Raw genomic sequence first — 22,227 nt, forward strand, 5'->3', positions numbered from 1 at the left:
GGACTTCTCTACCTGACCAATGCCTGACCACGGTGTCATCCCTTCCGCACGCACTCCCCCAAGGGTACGAGTGAATTATGAGCATGGCCACAGTTCGAACTCCCCTGCTATCACAGGCAGCAGAAGGGCAGTGGAAGACGGGCGTGCGGGCGATGCCGAACCACCGAGACCACCGGAACCATGGAAGCAGAAGGCAAGGAGTTCTCCATGGCGGACGAGGACGTCGAGACGGTGGACGAATGGGTGGCGTTCTATCGAGACGAGTTCGGGCTGCCCGTTCGTAGGCGCGGCGGTTTCGCCATGCTTGCGGTGACCGGCCGCATCGGCGTTGTCCACCTGCCGAAGGTGCGGGCCGAAAAAGTATGTGCCGCATTGGGGCGCCACGGTGTGCGAGTTCCTGTGCTGGCCAGAAACATCCGATGGAGCTTCTTCGCCCGACCGGACAGTCGACCGGAACCCCAGCTGCTGGCGGCATTCGATCGTCTGGATATCGGACTGCCCACCGTGGGCAGTGCCGTGATGTTGCCGACCGGTCTCGGCCGCTGGACCCGGGAAGGGTGCTTCTGGGCCAACCCGCCGAACCGCGGTGACACGCTCCCACCGTTGTCCGGCATTCTCGCCGCGGCTCTCGTGGTGGGGGCGGGCACCGGGTACTGATCACCTCCGCGATCGGTACCCGTTGCCGCCCGCCCGGTCGGCGTGGCAGGCTGCCTCCCAGCGCGATTCGGTTCAGCGCGATTCGGCGGCGTCGATCACAGCCGTCGGAATGGGGAAGTTGAGATACGACCGCGAAGGTGTCGGTCCGCGTTGCCCCTGATACTTCGAGCCTGCTGCCGCACTGCCATACGGATGCTCGGCGGGGCTGGTCAGTCGGAACAGGCACAGCTGCCCGATTTTCATTCCGGGCCACAGCGTGATCGGCAGGTTCGCCACATTGGACAGTTCCAGCGTGATGTGACCACTGAAACCCGGGTCGATGAACCCTGCTGTCGAGTGGGTCAACAGGCCCAGCCGACCCAAGCTCGACTTACCTTCCAACCGGCCGGCCAAATCGTCCGGCAACGAGCACAGCTCGAGTGTCGAACCGAGCACGAATTCGCCGGGGTGCAGTACGAACGGCTCGCCCTCGTTCGGTTCCACCAGACTGGTCAGTTCATCCTGCCGCTGTGCGGGGTCGATATGGGTGTAGCGGGTGTTGTTGAACACCCGGAACATCCGATCCAGGCGTACGTCGATACTCGACGGCTGGATCAGGTCCGCCAGCAACGGATCCACGCCCAGACGCCCAGCAGCGATCTCCGCACGGATGTCACGATCGGAAAGCAGCACGTGACGAGCGTAGCGTCCAGCTGGTACGCCGGTTCAGCCGCCGGTTGTCCACGGCCACGTGCCAGGCGCAGCGGTTGCTCCGGCCACCTCGAACGCCGTGCGAATCACCGACGAATCGCATCGCGCGGTCAGCAGGGTGTGTAGCAGAATTCTGGCTTTCAGCGCGTCGAGGTAGCCTGCGCAGACAAGGCCGCGGGCAAGGAGATCCCGTTCGGAGCCGGCGAACTCGTAGGTGGATCGCAGCACCGAGCCCGCTGCGGTGCGGGACGCGAGCACAACGGGGATGCGTGCGGCGAGGGCCTCCAGATCCTCGACGAGCGGCGGCGGGACGTGTCCCCCACCGAGGCCGGCGATCACCAGGCCATCGACATGGTCGGCGACAGCGCGCACCGTTGTGCCGTCGTCGCCGAGGACGATCGGCACCAGCGCCACGCGAATATCGTCGCCGGGGTCGGCCGGAACGACGGTGCGGTGAGCGAGTCGGTTGAGAAAACGAGGCACGCCCTCGACGAGATAGCCCAGTGGCCCGCCATTGGGCGATCGGAACGTGGCGGTCGAGATGGTATGGGTCTTTCGGACCCGGCGGGCGGCGTGGATCTCGTCGTTGAACACGACCAGACATCCCTGTCCGCGCGCATCGGGATGAGCCGCGGTGTGGATCGCGGCGAGGATGTTCGCCGGGCCATCGGCTCCGGCGAGGGTGGGGTTGCGCATGGCGCCGGTCACCACGATCGGTTCGACCCCCGCGTGCAGCAGGTCGAGCAGGTACGCGGTCTCTTCGATCGTATCGGTGCCCTGGATGACGACGACCCCATCGGTGTCGCGCGCACGGTCACGGATTGCCGCGGCGAGCGCGCTGATATCGGAAACGCGCAGCGCCGCGCTGGGCACCCGACGAAAATCGACGACATCCACGCCGACACCGGTGTCGGCCGAACCCGGGACAGCGGCCAGCAATTGCTCGGCCGACAGCGAGAGCGCGGCACCACCGGTCTCGGCGGTGGCTCCCATGGCGATCGTGCCGCCGAGGGCGAATACGGTCACTCGGCGAGGAGGTTCGGCTGTGGGCATTCGGGCAGCCTAGCGAGCCGGAGTAGGGGCGTCCATCGGGAAACGGCGGACGACTCGTCCGCCGTGTCGCGGGTGTCGCACTCATGGCGCTCGCCCCGCCACGAGCACTGGAGACAATATGCCAGAACGACAAACAATCTTGCCGATTCCGGGATAACATTGGTTTACTGGGGTCATGGACGAGCAACCCGGTGTCGGGGCCGTACTCGAGCAGGTCGCTCCACGGCTACGGCGCGCCCGCGAGAAGAAGGGCCTCAGCCTGGCCGACCTGACCCGGGCCACCGGCATCTCGACCAGCACGTTGTCCCGATTGGAATCGGGACAACGCAAACCGAGCCTCGAACTCCTGCTGCCGATCACCGCGGCGCTCGGCATACCGCTCGACGAAATCGTCGCCGCGCCGCGCATCGTCGATCCGCGTATACCGCAGCACGCCACCAAACGAGAGGGCCGGGTACTGATCCCGCTCTCGCGCCAGCAGACCGAACCACGCGCCTACAAGATCCTCATCCACCCCCATGAGGGGCGGCCGCACCTGCGCACACATGAAGGCTACGAATGGCTCTATGTGCTGCACGGGCAGCTGCGGGTCAAACTCGGTGACCACGACTTCGTCATGACCCCTGGGGAAGCAGCAGAATTCGACTGCCAGACTCCGCATTGGTTCGGCGCCGCCGGGCGCAGCAGCGTGGAAGTACTCAGCCTGTTCGGCAAGCACGGGGAACGCATTCACGTACGAGCCAGGACCACTGGCCGCTGATGAGTGGTGAAGTGGCTGGTCATGGCTCTGGCGTGGTGGTGGCGTCGGCGGGACGCCCGCCACCCGAGAGAGCCTGGGCACCAGCCGGATCGGTTTCGCGCTGACGGGCCAGGAACGCCTCGATACGAGCCAGCACACCGTCCCACCCCTCGTCGACGAAGAAGTCACGGACCTCCGGAGTTGGGAAGCCGCTGTGGACGACGGTCATCAGGGTGCCGCCGTCGTCCTCTTCGAACGTCACCTCGATACGAGTCGTCATGGTCATACCATCCGGGCCGGCGCCGGTGGACTCGGTGACGAGCCGGTGCGGGCGGTCGATCTCGACGAATGTCTGCGTCTCCCGAAACAACGTGTCGGGATTGGGTCCCCACACCGCGGTCTGCTGTCCACCAATCCGAAGATCGACCTCGATCTCCACGATGCCGGGCTGCTCGTCGAGGATGGTGAACCAGGCCTGCTGCTTCTCGGCGTCGGTGTAGGCGTCGAAGACTTCCTCGGGTGTCGCAGGCAGTTGCCGTGTCATCCGCAGGTCGAGCGTCATAGATCCTGTCCTTTCGGGTCGGGTTGGAGAGTGAGGTAGGCATCGAGCCCGTCGAGGCGGCGAGCCCAGAGTTGTTGGTAGAAGCCGATCCAGGCCATCGCCTCGTCCAGCGGCGCAACGCCGAGGCGGCACTGGCGTGACCGGCCGACCTTCTCGGTGACGACGAGTCCGGCGTCTTCGAGCACCTGAACGTGCTTCTTCATGCCGGTCAAACTCATCCCAGTGGGCTCGGCGAGCTCGCCGATGCTGGCCGGGCCGGCGCCGAGTCGGATCAGAATGCCTCGACGGGTCGAATCGGCCAGCGAGGCGAACACCCGGTCCAGACCATGTTGGTGAACCATGCAGTTCACCTTACAACACTGAACCTTTGAGTTCAATGAATACGTGGGGTCGCGCTGCGCTCCCCAGTGTGTCACCTGACCTAGAAGATCCGCTGGTGTCCAATTTCGATTGCCCCTACCGATGTGACCAGATATTTGGGAGTAGATATGGGCATACAGAACAATATCGATCGTCTACAGAAACACGACAGAGTGAAAATGATGCTGTCACGCCGAACGAATGGAGGACACCAAGGTTTCTCGCATGTCCTTCGCGACGGCCGAATCCGGGAAGTGCTCGGCGAGTAACCCTTCCAATTGGGTCAGGCGCATACGTACCCACGAGAAGTGGGCACTGATCGGGTTGGCGAGTACCGGCATGACCGCAGCAATACTGCGGTCGACATCGCCGAGACGCGCACTCGCGGAAGCCAGATAGATGTGCGAGAGCATCTCGTCTCCCGGAGACCGCTGCCGTCGCCAGGCCGCGATGGCTTCCTCCGAGGCCTGGACCGACTTACGCAGGGTCTTCGCATCCTCTGCCCACATGAGCGAAAATCCCCGGTAGTAGGTCTGTTTCGCTGATGTGAAGGTGAACAGGCCAGGTATCGAGTCCGGTCTCGCCGCATCACGCGCACGCTCTGCTCGGTCGAGCAACTCCACGGCTCGCGCCGAGTCCCCCAGGTTCGCGACCGAGGCGGCCAAACCGCACAACAATCGGGACTCGGCGGTGCCGGTGGATCGCGTGGCGTACCTCAAGCCGTCCGTCGCCGCGTCCCGCGCGTGCTCGAAGTCCTTGCCGAACCGAAAGGCGAGAGCTTGCGTGCCCCGCGCCCATGCCCGCAACTGATCGTGCTCTGCTCGCTCACCCAAGTGGAACGATGCTCGTGCGTGCGTGAGTGCGGTGTCGGCTTGCCCCAAATCCAGCGTCACATAGGACAACACACCGCACACGCGCCCGAGGGCAATCCACAACTGGCGTATCTCGTCCGGTCGGTGTGCACCCAGCGTGAGGCGGCGCATCAACTCCGCGCGGATGTCCATCGCGCGACCGAGGGTGCGATCATAGGATTCGAACCGAGCATTTTGCGCGATTTCGACAATGCCCTCCTGTATGTCGTCCAGCGCAGCCACGTCCGGGGTCGCGAGCAGTGCTTCCGATTCCCGCCGCGCTCGGTCCACCATCCGCATTGTGTCATTGCGCCGCGCGTGCTCCGCCTGATCGGCATCCCATGCGGCTATCAGCGCTCCGCGCCCGTCGAGTACACGGTCGACCCGTTCGGCCCACCCGCGATCCTTGGGCCACCGACGGCCCGCTTCGATATTCGCCAGCTGCGAGTAGTCACAGAAGGTCTGCCCTGCGAGTTCCCGCAGACTGATTCCGCGTTCGGTTCGTAGCCGCCTCAGCGTTCGACCCGTCCTGTCTGGTTCCATCCCACACGATCGTTCCCTCGTCGACGGCATTCCGCACCCCCCTATGTGTTTTCAAATGAGGACCTGGCGCTTCGAAAACAGCTTAGCCCTGCACAGGTGCATTTCCGTGTGCTGATCTCGAATAGCACCCGGTTCCCGCTGCTGTCGTCTCGGCACCATCACTCGGCCACACGCGGGGACCGAGGGCCTTCCCGCGCAACCCTCCGATACGAACCGAGGACCTCATGGGCCACAACGTCCGTGCCACTACCCATTCGCCTCCATACCGCTTGACCCAACAGCAGGATTCACCACCGAGCGTGTGGCTGCTGGCCAGGCTGGCACGCGCACTGCGAATACTGCCCGATACGCCGACAGGCTTCGAACAACCACCACCATCCGAACAGGCCGTCGGATGGTTGCAGCGAGACAACGGCGTATGGAGCCCGGTGTACTCGGATGGCCTGGTCGGTCCAGAATTTTCGTGGACACAAATGCTCGCTGCCACAGGCGAAGACCTCGGTGACGTCATCGAATCGGTGATAGAAGCCGGACTCATCGAAACGCACGCGAGGCGGGACAGAAGGCGCTGTGCCACCGATTTCCACCGAACACAACCGGACCTGCCGTCATGACCACGAAACCAACCGCCATCGGCTACCTACGCCGCGACATATCCGGCATCTCGCAGAACTGGCATGAAACCCAGATCCGCAGCCTCGCACAACGACTCGGCTACACCCTGTCGAAAACGATCGTCTTCGGGCCACGCACCCACGACCCGATCGCGCGATTGATCACCGCTGCACGCAACGCCGCCGCCCGAGCGGTGATCACCCCATGCCTATGGCATTTCTCGTCACACCTACCCGCCGAACTGATCGCAGAATGCGACCTGATCACCATTACCCCTCACCACACCTACACACGCCGTCCGCCACCACCTGTTGGCGATAGTCTCGGGAGTCGCACCCCCATGGCATAGAAACCGTCTATGGGCGAATTCGTGCCAGACTGGTCGAATGAGGCACGTGGTGGCACTCGCTCTGGACGGTGTCATGACCTTCGACCTGGCCTGTGCCGTGCAAGCGTTTCGGCACGGGCCAGGCCGCAACGGCGAGCCGAGCGGGTTCGAGATGCGTACGTGTGGGGTACGGCCGGGACCGGTGTGGACGCCGAACGGTTTCGATTTGCAGGTGGAATACGGAATCGAAGCGCTCACCGAGGCAGACATCGTCGTCGTGCCCGGGACCGGTATTCCGACCTTGCCTGTTCCACCGCAAGCCTCGGCCGCGTTGCAGGCCGCGGCGGACCGCGGAGCGACCATCGTGAGTATCTGTATCGGTGCGTTCATCCTCGCCGAGGCCGGTCTGCTGGACGGGCGTCCGGCAACGACGCACTGGGCCTACTGCGACGAGTTCGCCGCACGGTACCCGGCAGTGAAACTGGACCCGACGGCACTGTACGTGGACGACGGTGACGTGCTCACCTCGGCGGGGTTGTCGGCCGGCCTCGATCTGTGCCTGCACCTCGTCCGTCGCGAGCTGGGTGCGCGGGCGGCGGCGGAATTGGCCCGGTGGAACGTGACCGCGCCACACCGCGAGGGCGGCCAAGCCCAGTACATCCCGGATCATTCCAGCGCACACGAGGTCGCCAGCGGTCTCGCCGCCACGCTGGCCTGGGCTATCGCCGAACCCGAGGCAGCGGTGGATGTTTCGGCACTGGCGGCGCACGCGCTCATGAGCGAGCGTACGTTCATTCGGCGGTTCAAGGCCGAGGTGGGTATCACCCCACGGCGCTGGCTGGATGCCCAACGCACCACCCGTGCCCGTGAGCTACTGGAAACCACACAGTTGCCGGTCGAGGTCGTCGCGGCACGATCCGGATTCGGCAGCGTCACCGCGCTGCGAGTGCACCTGCGCGCGACGACCGGGACCACTCCCGCGGCCTATCGCCGATCATTGGGGCGGTGACACTCGCGTCGTCACCGCCCGAGTATTTTCGGAGCCACACCGATGAATTCGGAGTGCATCGGGAAAAGTCCGATATCCAGCCCGATATGTCCGCCCCATCCGCGTCGGATATCGGCACATACCACTGTGTTGTGTGCAGGTGATGACCTTTCATCGAACTATGAACTATGATCGGCGTAACCTTCATTCGAACATCTCGAATCCGACTGCTGACCGATTTTCGATCGACTGAACGACTCCCCTTCGATATCGCACTCCGCGAATGTTCGCGGTGTCCGTCGAGATCGACGCGCGAGAGGTGGTTGGAACATGGCCGATCCGAATACCGAGGCGTCTACCGACCTCGAATTCGTGGCCGCGACGGTGAGCACGCCGCTCCAACGGGCCGCCGGGCGGCTGCGGGCGGTGCTGCCGCCGGGGTGGCGCGTCGAGATCGTCGACGCGCCCGAGCGACGCTACGGCCGGCGCGAGCCGATCCTGCGAGCCGTCATGCCCACCGACTGATCATTCTGTCCAACCGAGTGGCATGAGCAGCGACTTCTGCTCGCAGAAGGAATCGAGCCCCTCGGGACCGTTCTCCCGGCCGATCCCGGACGACTTGTACCCGCCGAACGGCGCAGTGGGATCGAACGCGTACCAATTGATCGCGTAGGTGCCCGTCCGCACCCGCGCCGCGATGTCGGCGCCGTGCTCGACGTCGGTGGTCCACACCGAACCCGCGAGACCGTACACCGAGTCGTTGGCGATGGCGACCGCGTCGTCCTCGGTCTGGTAGGGGATGACCGAAAGCACCGGACCGAAGATCTCCTCCTGCGCGATGGTCGACTTGTTGTCGACATCTGCGAAGATCGTCGGCTCGACGAACCAGCCCCGGTCCAGGCCCGCCGGCCTGCCGCCACCCAGCGCCAGCCGCGCGCCTTCGGCCTTGCCCTTGGCGATATATCCTTCGACCCGGTCGCGTTGGCGTTCGGAAATCAGCGGCCCCAACTGCACACTGGGGTCGTTCGGGTCGCCGACCGTCATCGTTGTCACATGCTCGACGAGCGCATCGAGAACTTCGTCGTAACGACTGCGGGGCACGAGAATGCGCGTCTGCGCGACACAACCCTGTCCACTGTTCATCAGTCCCGAGAACGCCAGCATCCCGACACTCGCCGCCACGTCCACATCGGGCAACACGATGGCCGCGGATTTCCCGCCCAGTTCGAGCGAGACGCTCTTGAGTTGGCCGGTGGCCAGCGCACCGATCCGCTTGCCGACCGCGGTGCTCCCGGTAAAGGTCAGCTTGTCGACCCCGGGGTGCCCGACGAGGTACTCCGCCGCGTCGGGCTCGGCGGGCAGCACCGAAAGCACGCCTTCGGGCAGGCCGGCCTCGACGAAGATGTCCGCGAGCATATTGGCGGTGATCGGCGTGAGCGGGGCGGGCTTCAACACCACCGAGCAGCCGGCGAGCAGAGCAGGCGCAAGCTTGTTGGCCGCGAGAAACAGCGGGACGTTCCACGCGGTGATCGCCGCGACGACGCCACGCGGCTCCCGGGTGACTCGGCTGGTGCCGAACCCGCCGACCCGGGTCTCCCGCCACGGGAACGACTCGGCCAGGGCCGCGTAGGAATCCAGCGCGGCGACCGCAGGGATTTGGTTGAGTGTCATGGCGGTCGTCTGCGGAGCGCCGACCTCGGCCGTCAACGCGGCGATCAGGTCGGCGGAGCGCTGCTCCATCAAGCGAGCAGCGCGGGTGAGCACCTCGGCACGCTCACGCGGCGGTGTAGCCGGCCACGGGCCGTGATCGAAAGCATGCCTGGCCGCGGTGACCGCGGCGTCCACATCGGCACGGCTCACCGCGGGGACGCTGCCCACCGGCTCGACCGTGAACGGTGAGAGGACCGGGACGCGCTCGGCGGTGGCTGGCGCGGTCCAGCGGCCGCCGATGAACAAGCTGTCGTAGAACATGAGAACACGTTACAGTTTTGCGCCACATTTGTCTGTAACTCGTTCCAGTTCCACCCATGGGATCCACTACCGTCGGTGTGAATCCCGACCTCTCGGTACGGTTTTCGTCGAACGCACTATTGCGTTCTCTTGCCGAAAAGGGGATGCTGGAGCAGCATATCTGCGCGCTCCATTCCCGAACCGATTCCGCAAACTGGGGAGTCCGAGTCATGGCGGTGCAAGTAATCGACCGGTCGCTGATGACCAGCGATCGGACCGAGCATCAGGCGAAGTGTGTCGGCAGTGGCGGGTGGGTGGTGTCGTTCCTACCCGGCCGCACCTTGACCATCGAACAGGCTACCGCGGCCATTCAGGCCGCCGAGGCGGTCGCGGCGGTCGGAGCACTGGCCGACTTGGTCGGGCTGACCACACTGGAGACCGTGGGGCTGGCGATACGAGAATCGCCGTGGAGCGAGCCGGTGCATGCACCGTGCGGAAAGCGGCACTGGCGCCGCGGGTGGCTGGAGCCCTAGCGCGACTCACGCTTGGCGGCCACGACAACCAGGTTGCTCACGAGTACCTCGCGCACCACCGGCAGCCGTACCAGCCACCACGCCCAGCGCGGGTGGTAACGCGGGAAGACCGCGGCCACCTCGGCCGGAGTACCTGCCGCCCAGCGCAACCCGTCCACAGCACGCACCGCGAACAGCGACCTGCCGAACCGGTTCTTCGGTTCCCGCCCGTGCTTGCGACGAAAACGGCGTGCGGCATACTCCCCGCCGAAGTAGTGCCATGGTCCGGTCTCGTGCCCACCGAACGGTCCGTGCCACACCGTGTACGACAGCACGATCAACCCACCCGGCCTGGTCACCCGCACCATCTCATCTGCCATGACCCACGGTTTGCCGACATGTTCGGCAACGTTCGAGGAGAAGCAGATGTCGACCGCATCGTCGCGGAACGGAAGGGACATCCCGGACCCGCGCACCGCCCCCGCCACCATACGTCCTGCCGCGTGCATCTCCACGGAGTCCGGTTCCACCGGTATGTAGCGCGCCCCGGTCCGGACGAACTCGTCGGCGAAGTACCCCGGCCCACCGCCGACATCGAGAATCGTCGCGCCGTGCAACGACCGGCCGGTCAGGTCTGCATAGAAGTCGGCGATCATCGCCGCGCTGTCGGCCGCCAGGCCCCCGTAGAACAGTGCAGGATCGGTTTGCTCGAACCGGAAACTACCGAGCAGACGCAAGGAGCGGCGCAGCGTAGCCCGACGCGCGAAGCGGGGCGAGCCCCCGCGCGCGGGCGTGGTTTCGACGTCGAGCACGGCGCCGAGTCTGGCACAACCACGAAGCTCACCGTGCCGGGCGGGTGTTCGAGTTAGGGTGTACCGCGGTATTCGACCGATGCCTTACCGACCGAAAGAGCTCCACCGTGCGCGAAGTTCTCCTCCTGTGCTGGCGCGACACCGGGCACCCGCAAGGCGGAGGAAGCGAGCGCTATCTCGAACAGGTCGGCGCGCGGCTCGCGGCACGCGGGATCAAGGTGACGCTGCGCACCGCCCGTTATCCAGGATCGCCCCGGCGTGAACGCATCGATGGCGTCGACCTCGATCGGGCAGGCGGGCGCTTCACCGTGTATCCGCGGGCCCTCGGCGCCCTGCTGCTCGGTCGGATCGGCCTCGGTTCCTTGCGCGGTGTGCACCCGGACGCGGTCATCGACACCCAGAACGGCATCCCATTCTTCGCGACCACCGTCACCAGCGCGGCATCGGTGGTGCTCGTACACCACGGACATCGTGAACAATGGCCGGTCGCCGGCAAACTGGTCGGCCGGGTCGGTTGGTGGATCGAATCCTGGCTCTCCCCCCGCGTCCATCGGCACAATCAGTATCTGACCGTCTCGCTGCCCTCGGCCGAAGAATTGGCAGCCCTCGGTGTCGATCCGGCACGGATCGCCGTGGTGCGCAATGGAGCAGAACCTGTTCCAGTCGACGCCCCGACCGGCGCCGCCGAAACCCGGGCCGAGGCGCCCACGGTCGTGGTGCTGTCCCGACTGGTGCCGCACAAGCAGATCGAGGATGCGCTGGAGGTGGTCGCACGGTTGCACGACCGCCTGCCGAACCTGCGCCTCGAGGTGATCGGCGATGGCTGGTGGGCTGCAAAACTGCGTGACCACGCGCGCGAGCTCGGCATCGCCGACGCCGTCACCTTCCACGGCCACGTGGACGAGCGCCGCAAACACGAACTGCTGGCCCGCGCATGGGTGCACGTACTGCCCTCCCGCAAAGAGGGCTGGGGACTGGCGGTGATCGAGGCCGCGCAGCACGGGGTACCCACTGTCGGCTATCGGAGCTCACGCGGGCTCACCGATTCCATTGTCGACGGCGCCACCGGCCTTTTGGTGGACGATGTCGCTCACCTGTCCGACGCCGTGGGCGAGCTACTCGACGATCCGGTGGGCCGCACCGTCATGGGAGAGAAGGCGCGCGCCCGTGCGCGCGAATTCTCCTGGGAACAAACCGGAAACGGCGTCTACGAGGTGCTGGCCGCCGCTGCCCGGGGCGAGCACCTCCCGGGCTTGATCGCACCGCGGTCGATCGACTGACCCCAGCGCGGTGGTCTCGTACACGCGACACCGCCCGGCGTCGCGCTGTCTTCACCGTGACCGCCCGAACCGAGACCGTACACGTGTGCCGAGCACGAGGCATGGACCGGTGAGCAGGGCCACCGCCCACACGATGTGCGCCGCCCAGACCAATGCGCGGTGCGTCGATGCAGACCCGTGCCATTCGATCGGACCCGGAACGCGATACAGCGCGAAATCGGTGTCCTGGTAGACCAACTCGAGTCGAGCCAGACTTCCAGCCGAATCGCCGAGTGGGCCCGGAGTGGTTCGTTCGACCAATACCCAGCCGACACCGAGATCGGCCAACCGCGTGGCCGAAGCACCGCGGTGTAGCAGATCTTCCACCTCTCGGGCGCGAGCGCCCTCACCGGCCACCCTCGACCCACGCACCGGCAGTTCGCCTGTCTGCAGAACGTCGTTGGGCAGCATCCGCGGCGCCGGGTCCAGCACCGGAACCGCTCCGCTGTAGTGGAATACGCGAAACATGCCCCCCGGCAGCACCGCGACGTCGCCGCCACTGGTCATCCGTTCGGCGACCCGCTGCCACCCATCCGGATAGTGCACCGCTCGGACAGCTCCGCTCACACCCCACGCCAGATCGTAGAGCGGCAGGATCAGCACAGCGGCGAAGACGGCAGCGACCGTGGATATCGCCGCCTGCCGCGGCGCATCGCGCCGACCGCCGGTCCCGGTCGACAACCGACGCGCCAGCACCACGCACCCGGTTGCGGCGCACATGGCGTAGGCCGGCATGGCCAGAGCAACGAACTTCTGGGTGTCGCGCAGGAGACCGGCGCCCGGTACACGGGTCACCAATTGCTCCAGCAAAGTCGTGCCCCACGGGGTCGCACCGAGCGCGGGAAACGCGATCGCGATCGCCGCGAGGAGCAGCAGCACTCGCCGAACACGGCGATCGTCGGAGTCGGCGCCCCCGACAGCGAAGGCCCGGACACCCAGCGCGACGATCGCCAGCAATGCACAGGTTCCGATCACGGCGAGCGGCGTGGTGCGCGAATACGGCACCGCCTCCGCATTCCAGATACCGCCGAGGCCCGCGACGGCACCCAGGGTGCCGAGACCGGGTTCGGCGCGGGCAGCGAACGCCGCGACCCCCGCGGGGTCCGAGGGCTCGCTGCCAGCGCCCGACAGCATGGTCGCGGCCAGCCACGGCGCCGACGTCGCGAGCCAGAGGGCCAGCGTCGCGAGCAGGTGTCGGCGACGAGCGAGTGCCAGCGCGGTGCTCCCGGCCAACAACGCCCCGGTCGGCGTGAGGCCCGCCCCGGCGAGCGCGGCCGACAGCGCAGCCCAGGCCGACACCGTTGCACCGGTCCGCTTCCCGAAGGGCACGACGGTCGATCGGAGTCGGTTGGCGGCCAGCACCGTCCACGGCAGCGCGCCATACCCGGCCAACAAGCTCCAGTGCCCCTGTAACAGCCGCTCGGCTACATACGGATTCCACAGCGCGACCGCGGCGGCGACCAGTTGCGCCCCGATCGGCGCCCGCAGAAATTCGCGGGCCAGGACCGCCGCGCCGTAGGCCGCACCCCACAGCGCGAGCACCAGGATCGCCTTGACGACCAGTCCACCGTCCACGATCGTCGACAGCGCCGCGAGCGCAGCATCCTGCGGTACCGCCCGCGGGGCGGCGTCGCCCAGTCCGAGCGCGGAATCGGTGGGATAGCTGCGCGGGGTACTCACCGCGTCCCGCACCAGCAGGTAGCCCGGCCGCAGCAGCGGCCCGGCCACCAGCAGCGCTCCCGCAGCGCTGGCTCCCGCAGTCACCACTCGCTCCCGGCCGCTCACGCTCACGCCTGAGCACTGTACGTTCCACTCACGTCGACGCCACAGTCACGGCGACCGGCAGTCGACCTCGGCGGGGCGCAGCGTCGGAGCACGCGGCGAGATGCGACGATGAGCCGCGTGCCCGCTATCCGTCGGTTCCTGGTGATGGCGGACCTCACGTGGGTGTCCGGTGGGGCGATGACCGCCAACGTGACCGGATACCTGTTGCAAGTCCTGGCCGGTCGATGGTTGGGAGTTTCCGGCGGCTTCAGCGAGTTCGCAAGTCTGCTCGCGCTGCAGCTGCTGTGCGCGGTTCCCGCGCTGGCATTGCAGAACGTGGTGGCCAGGGATGTGGTTGGGGGCGCGGGCGTCGCGCAACTGCGCGGATTGCAGTGGCGCTGCGCGGCGGTCGTCGCCGTGGCGGCGGCGCTGGTGACGCCGCTGGTGGCCGGCATGCTACAGGTCGGTGTCGCCGCCGCGGCGGCAGCTCTGGCCGCCGCGCCCGCGCTGGTGCTCCTGGCTGGTGAGCAGGGAATTCTGCAGGGGAACAAACAGTTCCGCGCCTTGGGGGTGGTGCTGGGGACGGCGGGCATCGCCCGGGTCGGGCCCGCGTTGGTGATCCTGGCTCTGGGTGGCGGCGTGCCGCTCACGTTGCTGGCGGCGACGTGCGGGATCGTCGCAGCGGCGGTGTGCGCCCGGATGATCGCCGGTGAGCCGGCCACCCGAGCGCGCGGCGAACTCGACCGCGACGATGTCCCGGTCGCCCGCGTACGGCCGGTCCTCTGGGCCGCGCAGGTACAGGCGGCTCTGATGGCGCTGTCGTCGGCGGATCTCCTCGTGGTCCGGATCGTGCTCGAGGAAGCGGATGCCAGCCGCTACGCATTCGGCACCATTGCCACCAAGATCGCGTTCTGGCTGCCACAGGCCGTCGGCGTCGTGCTGTATCCGCGGATGGCGCAGCCGACGCAGTCGGCGAGCGCCATCCGCGTGGCGTTGGCGGTACTCAGCGGGATCGGCCTGACCGCGGTGCTCGGCGCAGCGCTGGCCGCTCCTTTGGCCCCACTGCTGGCCGGGCCGGGCTATGCCCCCGTCCAGGACCTGCTGTGGTTGTTCGCCCTACACGGTGCGGTGCTGGCGGTGTTGCAAGGCGCCGTACTCTCCGCGATCGCTATCGGCCGCACATCGCTCGCCGCGTTCGCCTGGCTGGGCTTGGCCGTCGAAATCGTGGCCATGGTGGTGCTGGCCCGCTCGATCCCCGCGGTGCTCGTGACGGCGGTATCGGTCGCGGCTTGCACAACTGTCGTGGTCGCCGCGGTCGTCGTGCGTGCCGCCGACACCACAGCCGGTCCCGACCCGCTGCGTCCGGTGAGTTGACCTCCGGTGGGTCGACCCCTGCCACCGTCACGCGAATTCGGCTCCCCCACCGGCGGGCAGGACAGCCGGTGGAGGAGCCGAATTCATCAGTGCGCGAAGTGGATCAGGGCTGTTTGTGGATCGGGATCTGTTCGGTGGGCATATCGTCGGCGCCCGGACCCACCCGTTCGGGCGGGGCGCCGCCGATGGGCGCGGTTCCGCCGGGTCGGCTCGGCCCACCGCCCGGGCGAGCGGGCATCGGGCCGGGTCCACCGCCTCGAATGCCCAGCAGCACACCGGCGATCACCGCGATCGCGCCGAGTATCCCGGCCACGATCGGCAGGATCCGCCCGTACAGCGACAGCTGATCGACGTACTTCTTGGCCGTCGACATCTGCGATTCCACGGTCTTGTCGTCCATCACCAGATGCGACTTCAGCGCGGTGACCTCGACCTCGTCCGCAGTACGCGAGTAGTACAGGTGCGGTTTTTCGCTCCCCTTGATCAGCGCACCGGTCTGGGGCTCGACGAACAGGTCACGGGTGTTGGTGTAGTACCGGATCATCGTCACCGGAGCGTCGCCCTCGAGACCCCATTTGGCGGCCGGCAGAGTCACGCGATTCCTCGGTGACTGCACCACATCCCACAAACTGGTGGGCGGCACCGACATCCGGAAGTGATAGACCGTGAGGTTGTTGATCTCGGTCTCTTCGAGGAATTCGATGTCGAAGGTCTTGCGCACGTTGAAATCGAAGTACGGATAGGTCTTCTTCTCCGTGCCGATGGGGAATCGGTACTGCAAACCCGTGTGTTGCACCGGCTCGGCGATGGTCTGACCCTGGCTGTTCACCGTGAGCGCGATGGAGCCGTTCGGTTCGGTGTCGACCGGCATGCCGGTGGTGCGGCTGATCGTGACGCGGTCGATCGCCGCGCTCAGCAGTCCGGTGTCGAGTTGCTTGTCGGTCCGTCGCAGCGTCTGGCCCATTTGCACGGTCATCTTGTCGGCATCGGCCGGATCCTCCACCGTGACGAAACGCTGGGAGACCAGCGGAACATTGCGATCGATCGTGGGCGGGCCGTCCACAGCCAGCGACGTAGCGTCGAGCACGAGGCTGTCTTCCCCTGGCGGGTTGGTCGCGATGGTGGTGATCTCCAGATCGAGAGGAGTCTTGGCAACTTTGTCGACGGTGTAGCTCGGGATCAGCACTGCGGCGACGATGAGAAATGCGCCGAGACCGATGAGCGAGCAGGCCACTGTCCTTCTTGTACCGGCACTCGGTGCCATGCAAACTCTCCTCGTCGTAGAACACAGGCCGTTGCGGAGATGCCGCGGGCAGCCCGCGGCATCTCGTGAGCCCAGACACTACAGTCCTATGTGGCATCGCGCGGTGGCGATGGCAGAAACGGTGGAGAAATCGCAGGGCGCTGCGCACGCAAAGGGGCTGTCGGATCATCGACGACGGGTCGGCAAGGCACACTGAATCACGATGACTTCGACCGCGCCCCCTGTGACACCTCCGGCCTCACGAAGGCTCTCGTCGTTCGTTCCCGCGCTGGAGGGCATGCGCGGGATGGCTGCGCTCGGAGTGTTGGTAACCCACGCGGCATTCCAGACCGCAGCTGTGGACACACCGATCATCGGCCGGGTGTGGCAGCGATTCGACATGGCGGTCGCGGTGTTCTTCGCCTTGTCCGGATTCCTGCTCTGGCGCCCGCACGCCGCGGCGGCGCGCGGGCTCGGCCCGGCTCCGGCGGTCGGTCACTACCTGTGGCATCGCGCCGCGCGCATTCTGCCCGCCTACTGGGTGGTGGTGTGCGTGGTTCTCGTGCTGTTGCCGGGGGCCGCGCGGACGGCCGGAGGGCAGGTGTGGTTGTCGAATCTCGCCCTGTTGCAGGTATTCGTCCCACTGACCTTGACCGAGGGCCTGACCCATATGTGGAGCCTGTCGGTGGAGGTCGCCTTCTACCTCGTGCTACCGGTGGTGGCGTTCGCGCTGATTCGGTTGCGCGGGCGCGCAGCCCGGCTGCGGGCTCCGACGCTCCTGGCCGCCGCGGTGATCTGCTTGGGATGGAACCTGATTCCGGTGCCGACGCCCGAGGCCATCCACGCCGACAACTGGCTGCCCAGCTACCTTCCCTGGTTTCTGGCGGGCATGGTGCTCGCCGAACTCGTCAGCGATACGGTCCACCCCTCGGTGTGGCGCCGGGCCGTGGGGAACCAGCGGCTGATGTGGACGGTCGCTGTGGTCGCCTTCGCGGTATCGGCGACCGATCTGGCAGGGCCGGACGGACTCACTCGGGCCGAGCCTTGGCAGTACGTGACAAAAGTTGCGCTGGGTTCCATCATCGGGTTCACATTGCTGGCGCCACTGGTGCTGCGAGATACGGGCGCGCGCACTCACCGGTGGTTGGAATCGCCGGTGGCAGCGATGCTGGGACGCTGGTCGTTCGGAATCTTCCTCTGGCATCTCGCGGTGCTGTCGATCGTCTTTCCGGTGTTCGGCATTCTGCCTTTCCACGGACAGTTCGGCACGGTGCTCGTGCTGACGATCGCTCTCACCATCCCGGCTGCAGCGGCCAGCTATGCGCTGGTGGAGGAGCCGGCGCGCCGCTGGTCCCGACGCGGCAGCGCCGCAAGTCCCACCGCGACGACCGCAACCAGCGCGGGCAGCTGCACCAGCGGCGAACCACCCAGATAGCCGTCGGGCGAACGCCAAGGCCCGGTCGACAACGCGGCCATGGACACCGCCGTGCCCACGCCCGCCACCACGACGAGCGCACGGGCGGCCACCCGCGGCCGGAACCGGACGGCAGCCACACCGATCGTTGTCGTGATCGCACCCACCGGACCGGCGATCACCGTCGTGGTCGCGAGTAGTCCCGCCACGCCCATCCACCGCCGCCCCCAGGTGACCGGCGCTGCCGCTGGAGCCGGGTCCGCCCGTGCGTCCACCGAATTCGCCAGCGGGTCGGCCACCTCGTCGGTGTCGGAGGCCTCGGGTCTCGACCCGCGGCCGGGGCGGCGGAGCGCGACGACGACCAGCGGTATCAACAGCAGCAGGCCACCGAAGATGCCCAGGCGATACCAGCGATCGATCGGAAAGGCGACCGTGACCGGTCCCATGGCCTCGGCCGGCAGGAGCCAGCCCTGCTGCCAACCGTCGACGACCACCGGCTCCAGCTGCCGGCCGTCCACGGCGGTTGCGCGCCAACCGGCGTTGGTGCTCGCGGGCAGCACCAACAGGCGAGCGTCGCTACGGGCGACGTGAGCCACGGACGCCGGCATGTCGGTGCGGGTCATGCGCACACGGTCGACGGAGAACAGCTCGGTCGGCCCGACCGCCACCCCGACCCGACCTGCGGGTACCGCGAACTGCCCCGCCGCTTCGGAACCGAGACACAGACGCGCGGATACCGGTGCGCTGGAACGCAATTCCGCGGCCGTGGCGGTGATCGTGGTGGACAGGGACCGGCCACCGATTTCGATCGTCGGCCCCAGCGCGCACGGCACTGTGAGCACCCGATCCAACGGCGCGGCTGCAGGGTAGTCGGGTCCGAGCACGACCACCTCCGCCAGGCCGGGGGGCTGAGCTTGTACGAAGCCGAGTGCGGTCTTGTCCAATACCGGTTCCCAGGTGCGCATGCTGACCTCCACCCGGTCGGTCACAGTCGACAACAACTCGATGCGCGTGGGTTCGCCCGGCGAATCCTGGTCCAGCTCGCGCACCTGCGGGCCGGCGCCGAGGTCCACCGTCACCGAGGTCGGCGCCGCGGGCAGGCCGCCGAGCGAGGCAGTGAGTTCGAGACCGGTCACCACCACCGGTTCGGGCAGTTCGATCGTGAGGGTCGGTCGCCCAGCGGTCGGATGACGCACGGAGTCTTCCGGAGCGGTCCAACTGGTGCGCGGGTCACCGTCGGTCGCTGCGAAGGCGGCCCCACGCAGATCGCCGACGTCGGCTGCACCCCGGGCGACGGGACGGCTGTGGTCGGTGAGCAGAGCCTCCAACGCCGGGCCCTGCCTGGTGCGAACGGTGAGTTCCGGGGTGACGGTCATCGGATTCGGGACCGCGAGCGTGCGCTCGAACGGACCCGGCTCCTCCGGCGCCAGCGCGAGGCCTTTGCCGCATCGGACCCGGTCGGGGGCGTCGAAACAGGCGCTGCGGCCAGGAAATTCTTGACCGAGATCCCAGGCGCGCACCTGTGTTCCCGATGGTGGCGGCGGCAATACGGTGCGACGTCGAATGTCGAGCTCGACCGGTGCGTCACGCTGGGAGTAGTCGACGAGCGTGAGTTCGCTGATACCGAATTGATCTCCACGGGTACCGTTTTCGGTGCGGATGGCGGTGATGGTCAGCCAGTCGGTGGTACCGGCCGGCAGTGAAACCGACACCGATGCACCGGGTTCGGCAATGCGCGCCGATACCGTGCCGTGCGCGGTGCGCACCTCGATCCATTTGACCGGATCTCCGATGGCTGCCGAACTGGTGGTCAGACTCAGCTGTCCCGAGGCGATCGGACGATCCAGATCCAGTCGAAGCCACTGCCCCAATGCGTGTTCGGTCCCGTTGCTGATCCACGCAGTGGCGAGATCGCCATCGACGACGGCCGCGGTCGAACTCCCCGGCGCCACCCCGCCGAGCTGGGTGGCGTCCGCGGCGGAACTGGACGCGGTGATCGTCGCGCCGGACCATTCGCCGTGGACCAGTTCGGCGCCCGGCACCGGATAGTCGGCTACCAGGTTGTGGGTGCGGCGTGCGTCGTCGGGCGCGCGCAGCGCCGAATTGTGGTTGTCCACCCGCCCGAAGTCGGCCTCTCGATCCATCGGCGTATCGGTGACCGTCACCGGACCGATGGGCAGCCCGGCCCGCACGGCATCGGCGGCGAGCACAGTGGGGGTTTCGGTCGGGCCCGGATCTCGGCGCAATCGCTCGAGCACCTCCGGGCCTCCCTGCACGATCGGGACATCGGCCAGCGGGATCGTATACGCGCCGGGGAAGCTCTCCGGCGCGCCGAGGCCGCCTCGCACCGTCGTGGGTGTTCCCGGCCCGGGCGCCTCCACCCGGTAGATCTCGATCGCGGGGTAGGGCGGGCGCAGATCGCCATCGACCACCAATCCGTCGGCGATCACCGAGGTTTCGATCCGACCACCGAACTCGGCCACTCGGCGCAGGCCAGGGGAATCCTCGAGAGCTTGATGCGCCAGCATCGGCCGAGACGAGCGGGAGGTCTCCGGGTCGAGGTCGTTGCGCAACACCACCACGCCGATGCCCTGGGCGGCGAGGGTTTCGGCCAGGCCGTCCGAGGGCCGGCCATCGGCGATCAGCCGTTGCACGGAATCCAGTGCGCGGATGGCGCCCGGTGGATTCAGCGGCACCGCGTCACGAACCGCCCACGGGGTCTCGGCCAGTGCCTGCAGCGGTTCGTCGCGGGTCAGGCCCCAGACTTGATTGCCGAATGGGACGCCGGGCACGACCAGAGCACGGGTGTCGGCGGCGTGACGGCGCAGCCAGTCCGCTGTCTGCTGCCAATAGGCCGGGACCTGGTCGTAGGCACCGCGCGGCGCCAGCTTGCCGGTCCAGGCCAGCGAAGTGGATACGGTCAATGCGGCGAGGATCAGCGCGGCGACCGCGACCGGACGGTTGTGCTCTGGATGCACGAACGCGCGCCGCCACACCGGCATCGGTACCGATCCGGGCAACGGTATCCGGGCGAGCAGCTGGGCCAGCCCGAGCACCAAGGGGATCCGGATCAACGGCTCCAGCTTGTGCACGTTGCGCAGCGGAGCGCCCTCGGAATCCAAGAACACTCGCACCGACTCCGCGAACGGCCCACCGATCTCACCGACGAACCCGGCGCACAGGCCGGCCAGGCCGACACACAGGATCAGAGTGAGTCTGCCGCGGTAGGGCATGGATCGCAGCGCCAGGCCCGCCATGCCCGCCGCCGCGACCAGCCCGGTCGCGAGTACCGCAGCGGGTTGGGTCACCAACACCGCGCCGGCGATGCGTTCGGGCGAAACGAACGGCGTCCAACTACTCGTACCGCGCAACACTTCGGCGAGTGAGGCCCATTGCGTGGTCACGCCCGAGGATTCGATGTAGTCCAGAAACGGCGGACTCACCGCGCCGAGCAACAGCAGCGGCACCACCCACCACAGGGTGGCCAACACCAGCAGGGGAATCCAGGCCGCGGTGAAACGCCACCAACGCCGGGTCGGCCGATACGACGCCCACCACAGCAACGCGGGCAGGAAAGCCGCCACCGTCGCCACCGCATTGACCGCACCCATCAGGGCCAGGGCCAGGGCGCTGCCGGCCGGCGTCCGGGCCCGGCTCCGACGCCGCTGCGCCCGGGCGACACCCAGCGCCGCGGGGGCCAGCAGCACCCACGGCGCGAGCATCATCGGCAGCGCCTCCGACGAGATCGACCCGAGCGTGGTCAACACCCGCGGAGACAACGCGAAGGCGAGCGCTGCAACGACTCGGGAGCCGCGCGTGCCGATGCCGAGCGTCTCGCACAGCCGGATGATCCCCCAGAATCCGGCCAGCAGGAGCAACGCCCACCAGATGCGTTGGGTGACCCAGGCGGGTAGACCCAACGCGTGCCCGACGGTGAAGAAGGCGCCGTGGGGAAAGAAATACCCATAGGCCTGGTTCTGCACTTGGCCCAGCGGCGCCTGGCTGCTCCACAGATGGCTCGCGCGCTCGAGAAAGCCGAACGGATTCTGGGCCAGGTCGTATTTCGTGTCCGCGACCGTCAGCGCCGGCGCCTGAGCGAACGCCAGCGCGCAAGCGACGACGACGCTGGCGAAGAACCAGCCTCTGCCCAGTGGTGTGGTGTCGAACTGCCTCGGCGAATCGGTCGGTGCTGCGGAGGTCAGCGTTGACCGTACTCGACGTTGTTCAGCAGCGAGGAGTCCTTGTTACCGCTACGGTCGATGTCCGGGCGGGAGTTCTGCTGCATCGCCGTGGTGATGACGAGCACGCCGACCACACCCAGAAAAGCGCCGGCAACCGCACTCGCGACACCAGGGACGGCAAATTTCATCGCGGCACTCCAATACGTCGAGACAAGCACGTTCCCGGCCAACCTAGCAGGCTGACCGCGCGCGGGAGGCGTTTAGGCCGCACG

The 22,227-nt window shown here is 67.2% G+C and carries 20 protein-coding genes; 9 read left to right on the plus strand and 11 right to left on the minus strand.

Annotated features, from left to right (window positions below; translation table 11 throughout):
• Positions 1–207 precede the first annotated feature (207 nt).
• A complete protein-coding gene (locus K940_RS0123860) occupies positions 208–657 on the plus strand; it encodes a hypothetical protein (protein ID WP_028479534.1) in 450 nt (149 codons plus the stop codon).
• 72 nt (positions 658–729) lie between these two features.
• Here K940_RS0123860 and dcd read toward each other — a convergent pair whose 3' ends face one another.
• Both dcd and K940_RS0123870 read right to left on the minus strand, forming a co-directional pair.
• Positions 730–1,329 carry a dCTP deaminase gene (gene dcd, locus K940_RS0123865; protein ID WP_028479535.1) on the minus strand — a complete coding sequence of 200 codons (600 nt, stop codon included), beginning with the start codon at positions 1,327–1,329 and terminating at the stop codon, positions 730–732.
• 33 nt (positions 1,330–1,362) lie between these two features.
• Complete coding sequence (locus K940_RS0123870; protein ID WP_036530036.1) at positions 1,363–2,400, minus strand: asparaginase; 1,038 nt, start codon at positions 2,398–2,400, stop codon at positions 1,363–1,365.
• Positions 2,401–2,575: 175 nt separating this feature from the next.
• Here K940_RS0123870 and K940_RS0123880 point away from each other — a divergent pair, with 175 nt between their 5' ends.
• Positions 2,576–3,160 carry a helix-turn-helix domain-containing protein gene (locus K940_RS0123880; protein ID WP_028479537.1) on the plus strand — a complete coding sequence of 195 codons (585 nt, stop codon included), beginning with the start codon at positions 2,576–2,578 and terminating at the stop codon, positions 3,158–3,160.
• Positions 3,161–3,179: 19 nt separating this feature from the next.
• On the opposite strand, the gene K940_RS30135 is transcribed toward K940_RS0123880, so the two are convergent.
• The 3 genes from K940_RS30135 to K940_RS0123895 all read right to left on the minus strand — a co-directional run bounded on the left by K940_RS30135 (position 3,180) and on the right by K940_RS0123895 (position 5,455).
• A complete protein-coding gene (locus K940_RS30135) occupies positions 3,180–3,701 on the minus strand; it encodes an SRPBCC domain-containing protein (RefSeq protein ID WP_051407494.1) in 522 nt (173 codons plus the stop codon).
• Positions 3,698–4,042, minus strand: a complete 345-nt coding sequence (locus K940_RS0123890) for a helix-turn-helix transcriptional regulator (protein ID WP_028479538.1) — start codon at positions 4,040–4,042, stop codon at positions 3,698–3,700. Before K940_RS0123890 ends, K940_RS30135 begins: the two co-directional genes overlap by 4 nt.
• Before the next feature lie 207 nt (positions 4,043–4,249).
• On the minus strand, positions 4,250–5,455 hold the full coding sequence (locus K940_RS0123895; RefSeq protein ID WP_028479539.1) for a helix-turn-helix domain-containing protein: 1,206 nt from the start codon (positions 5,453–5,455) through the stop codon (positions 4,250–4,252).
• Positions 5,456–6,065: 610 nt separating this feature from the next.
• Here K940_RS0123895 and K940_RS0123905 point away from each other — a divergent pair.
• From K940_RS0123905 to K940_RS0123920, 3 genes are all read left to right on the plus strand, one after another.
• Positions 6,066–6,419 carry a hypothetical protein gene (locus K940_RS0123905; protein ID WP_028479541.1) on the plus strand — a complete coding sequence of 118 codons (354 nt, stop codon included), beginning with the start codon at positions 6,066–6,068 and terminating at the stop codon, positions 6,417–6,419.
• A 37-nt stretch (positions 6,420–6,456) separates the two neighbouring features.
• A complete protein-coding gene (locus tag K940_RS0123910; protein ID WP_028479542.1) occupies positions 6,457–7,407 on the plus strand; it encodes a GlxA family transcriptional regulator in 951 nt (316 codons plus the stop codon).
• Positions 7,408–7,716: 309 nt separating this feature from the next.
• Entirely contained in the window at positions 7,717–7,911 is a 195-nt protein-coding gene (locus K940_RS0123920; protein WP_028479543.1) for a hypothetical protein, read from the plus strand.
• Here K940_RS0123920 and K940_RS0123925 read toward each other — a convergent pair whose 3' ends face one another.
• On the minus strand, positions 7,912–9,357 hold the full coding sequence (locus K940_RS0123925; RefSeq protein WP_028479544.1) for an aldehyde dehydrogenase: 1,446 nt from the start codon (positions 9,355–9,357) through the stop codon (positions 7,912–7,914).
• Between the two features lie 209 nt (positions 9,358–9,566).
• Here K940_RS0123925 and K940_RS0123930 point away from each other — a divergent pair, with 209 nt between their 5' ends.
• On the plus strand, positions 9,567–9,869 hold the full coding sequence (locus K940_RS0123930) for a hypothetical protein (RefSeq protein ID WP_028479545.1): 303 nt from the start codon (positions 9,567–9,569) through the stop codon (positions 9,867–9,869).
• On the opposite strand, the gene K940_RS0123935 is transcribed toward K940_RS0123930, so the two are convergent.
• Complete coding sequence (locus K940_RS0123935; RefSeq protein ID WP_028479546.1) at positions 9,866–10,660, minus strand: class I SAM-dependent methyltransferase; 795 nt, start codon at positions 10,658–10,660, stop codon at positions 9,866–9,868. The genes K940_RS0123930 and K940_RS0123935 overlap by 4 nt on opposite strands.
• Before the next feature lie 107 nt (positions 10,661–10,767).
• Between K940_RS0123935 and K940_RS0123940 the strand changes: the two genes are divergently transcribed.
• Positions 10,768–11,940: a glycosyltransferase family 4 protein gene (locus K940_RS0123940; RefSeq protein WP_028479547.1), complete on the plus strand. Its 1,173-nt coding sequence runs from the start codon at positions 10,768–10,770 to the stop codon at positions 11,938–11,940.
• A gap of 51 nt (positions 11,941–11,991) precedes the next feature.
• Here the strand turns inward: K940_RS0123940 and K940_RS0123945 are convergent, their stop codons facing one another.
• Complete coding sequence (locus K940_RS0123945; RefSeq protein ID WP_051407495.1) at positions 11,992–13,770, minus strand: hypothetical protein; 1,779 nt, start codon at positions 13,768–13,770, stop codon at positions 11,992–11,994.
• A 102-nt stretch (positions 13,771–13,872) separates the two neighbouring features.
• Between K940_RS0123945 and K940_RS0123950 the strand changes: the two genes are divergently transcribed.
• Entirely contained in the window at positions 13,873–15,117 is a 1,245-nt protein-coding gene (locus K940_RS0123950; RefSeq protein WP_231390496.1) for a polysaccharide biosynthesis protein, read from the plus strand.
• A 103-nt stretch (positions 15,118–15,220) separates the two neighbouring features.
• Here K940_RS0123950 and K940_RS0123955 read toward each other — a convergent pair whose 3' ends face one another.
• Positions 15,221–16,381, minus strand: a complete 1,161-nt coding sequence (locus K940_RS0123955; RefSeq protein ID WP_028479550.1) for a DUF3068 domain-containing protein — start codon at positions 16,379–16,381, stop codon at positions 15,221–15,223.
• A 202-nt stretch (positions 16,382–16,583) separates the two neighbouring features.
• Between K940_RS0123955 and K940_RS32025 the strand changes: the two genes are divergently transcribed.
• Entirely contained in the window at positions 16,584–17,795 is a 1,212-nt protein-coding gene (locus K940_RS32025; protein ID WP_155981091.1) for an acyltransferase, read from the plus strand.
• Here K940_RS32025 and K940_RS0123965 read toward each other — a convergent pair.
• Together K940_RS0123965 and K940_RS32030 are read right to left on the minus strand one after the other, a co-directional pair.
• Positions 17,678–21,976, minus strand: a complete 4,299-nt coding sequence (locus K940_RS0123965; RefSeq protein WP_051407496.1) for an alpha-(1->3)-arabinofuranosyltransferase — start codon at positions 21,974–21,976, stop codon at positions 17,678–17,680. The genes K940_RS32025 and K940_RS0123965 overlap by 118 nt on opposite strands.
• Positions 21,973–22,143 (minus strand): DUF2613 domain-containing protein, encoded by a 171-nt coding sequence (locus K940_RS32030; protein WP_081706608.1) that lies wholly within the window; start codon positions 22,141–22,143, stop codon positions 21,973–21,975. The genes K940_RS0123965 and K940_RS32030 overlap by 4 nt, the downstream gene beginning before the upstream one ends.
• Between the last annotated feature and the right edge of the window lie 84 nt (positions 22,144–22,227).

This window comes from Nocardia sp. CNY236 (assembly GCF_000482385.1).
Taxonomy (GTDB): Bacteria; Actinomycetota; Actinomycetes; order Mycobacteriales; family Mycobacteriaceae; genus Nocardia.

Excerpts from the sequence above, each read along its gene's own strand:
- K940_RS0123860 (WP_028479534.1), top strand. The coding sequence starts at position 208 with ATGGCGGACGAGGACGTCGAGACGGTGGACGAATGGGTGGCGTTCTAT.
- K940_RS0123870 (WP_036530036.1), bottom strand. The coding sequence starts at position 2,400 with ATGCCCACAGCCGAACCTCCTCGCCGAGTGACCGTATTCGCCCTCGGC.
- K940_RS0123880 (WP_028479537.1), top strand. The coding sequence starts at position 2,576 with ATGGACGAGCAACCCGGTGTCGGGGCCGTACTCGAGCAGGTCGCTCCA.
- K940_RS30135 (WP_051407494.1), bottom strand. The coding sequence starts at position 3,701 with ATGACGCTCGACCTGCGGATGACACGGCAACTGCCTGCGACACCCGAG.
- K940_RS0123890 (WP_028479538.1), bottom strand. The coding sequence starts at position 4,042 with ATGGTTCACCAACATGGTCTGGACCGGGTGTTCGCCTCGCTGGCCGAT.
- K940_RS0123895 (WP_028479539.1), bottom strand. The coding sequence starts at position 5,455 with ATGGAACCAGACAGGACGGGTCGAACGCTGAGGCGGCTACGAACCGAA.
- K940_RS0123905 (WP_028479541.1), top strand. The coding sequence starts at position 6,066 with ATGACCACGAAACCAACCGCCATCGGCTACCTACGCCGCGACATATCC.
- K940_RS0123910 (WP_028479542.1), top strand. The coding sequence starts at position 6,457 with ATGAGGCACGTGGTGGCACTCGCTCTGGACGGTGTCATGACCTTCGAC.
- K940_RS0123920 (WP_028479543.1), top strand. The coding sequence starts at position 7,717 with ATGGCCGATCCGAATACCGAGGCGTCTACCGACCTCGAATTCGTGGCC.
- K940_RS0123925 (WP_028479544.1), bottom strand. The coding sequence starts at position 9,357 with ATGTTCTACGACAGCTTGTTCATCGGCGGCCGCTGGACCGCGCCAGCC.
- K940_RS0123930 (WP_028479545.1), top strand. The coding sequence starts at position 9,567 with ATGGCGGTGCAAGTAATCGACCGGTCGCTGATGACCAGCGATCGGACC.
- K940_RS0123950 (WP_231390496.1), top strand. The coding sequence starts at position 13,873 with ATGAGCCGCGTGCCCGCTATCCGTCGGTTCCTGGTGATGGCGGACCTC.
- K940_RS0123955 (WP_028479550.1), bottom strand. The coding sequence starts at position 16,381 with ATGGCACCGAGTGCCGGTACAAGAAGGACAGTGGCCTGCTCGCTCATC.
- K940_RS32025 (WP_155981091.1), top strand. The coding sequence starts at position 16,584 with ATGACTTCGACCGCGCCCCCTGTGACACCTCCGGCCTCACGAAGGCTC.
- K940_RS32030 (WP_081706608.1), bottom strand. The coding sequence starts at position 22,143 with ATGAAATTTGCCGTCCCTGGTGTCGCGAGTGCGGTTGCCGGCGCTTTT.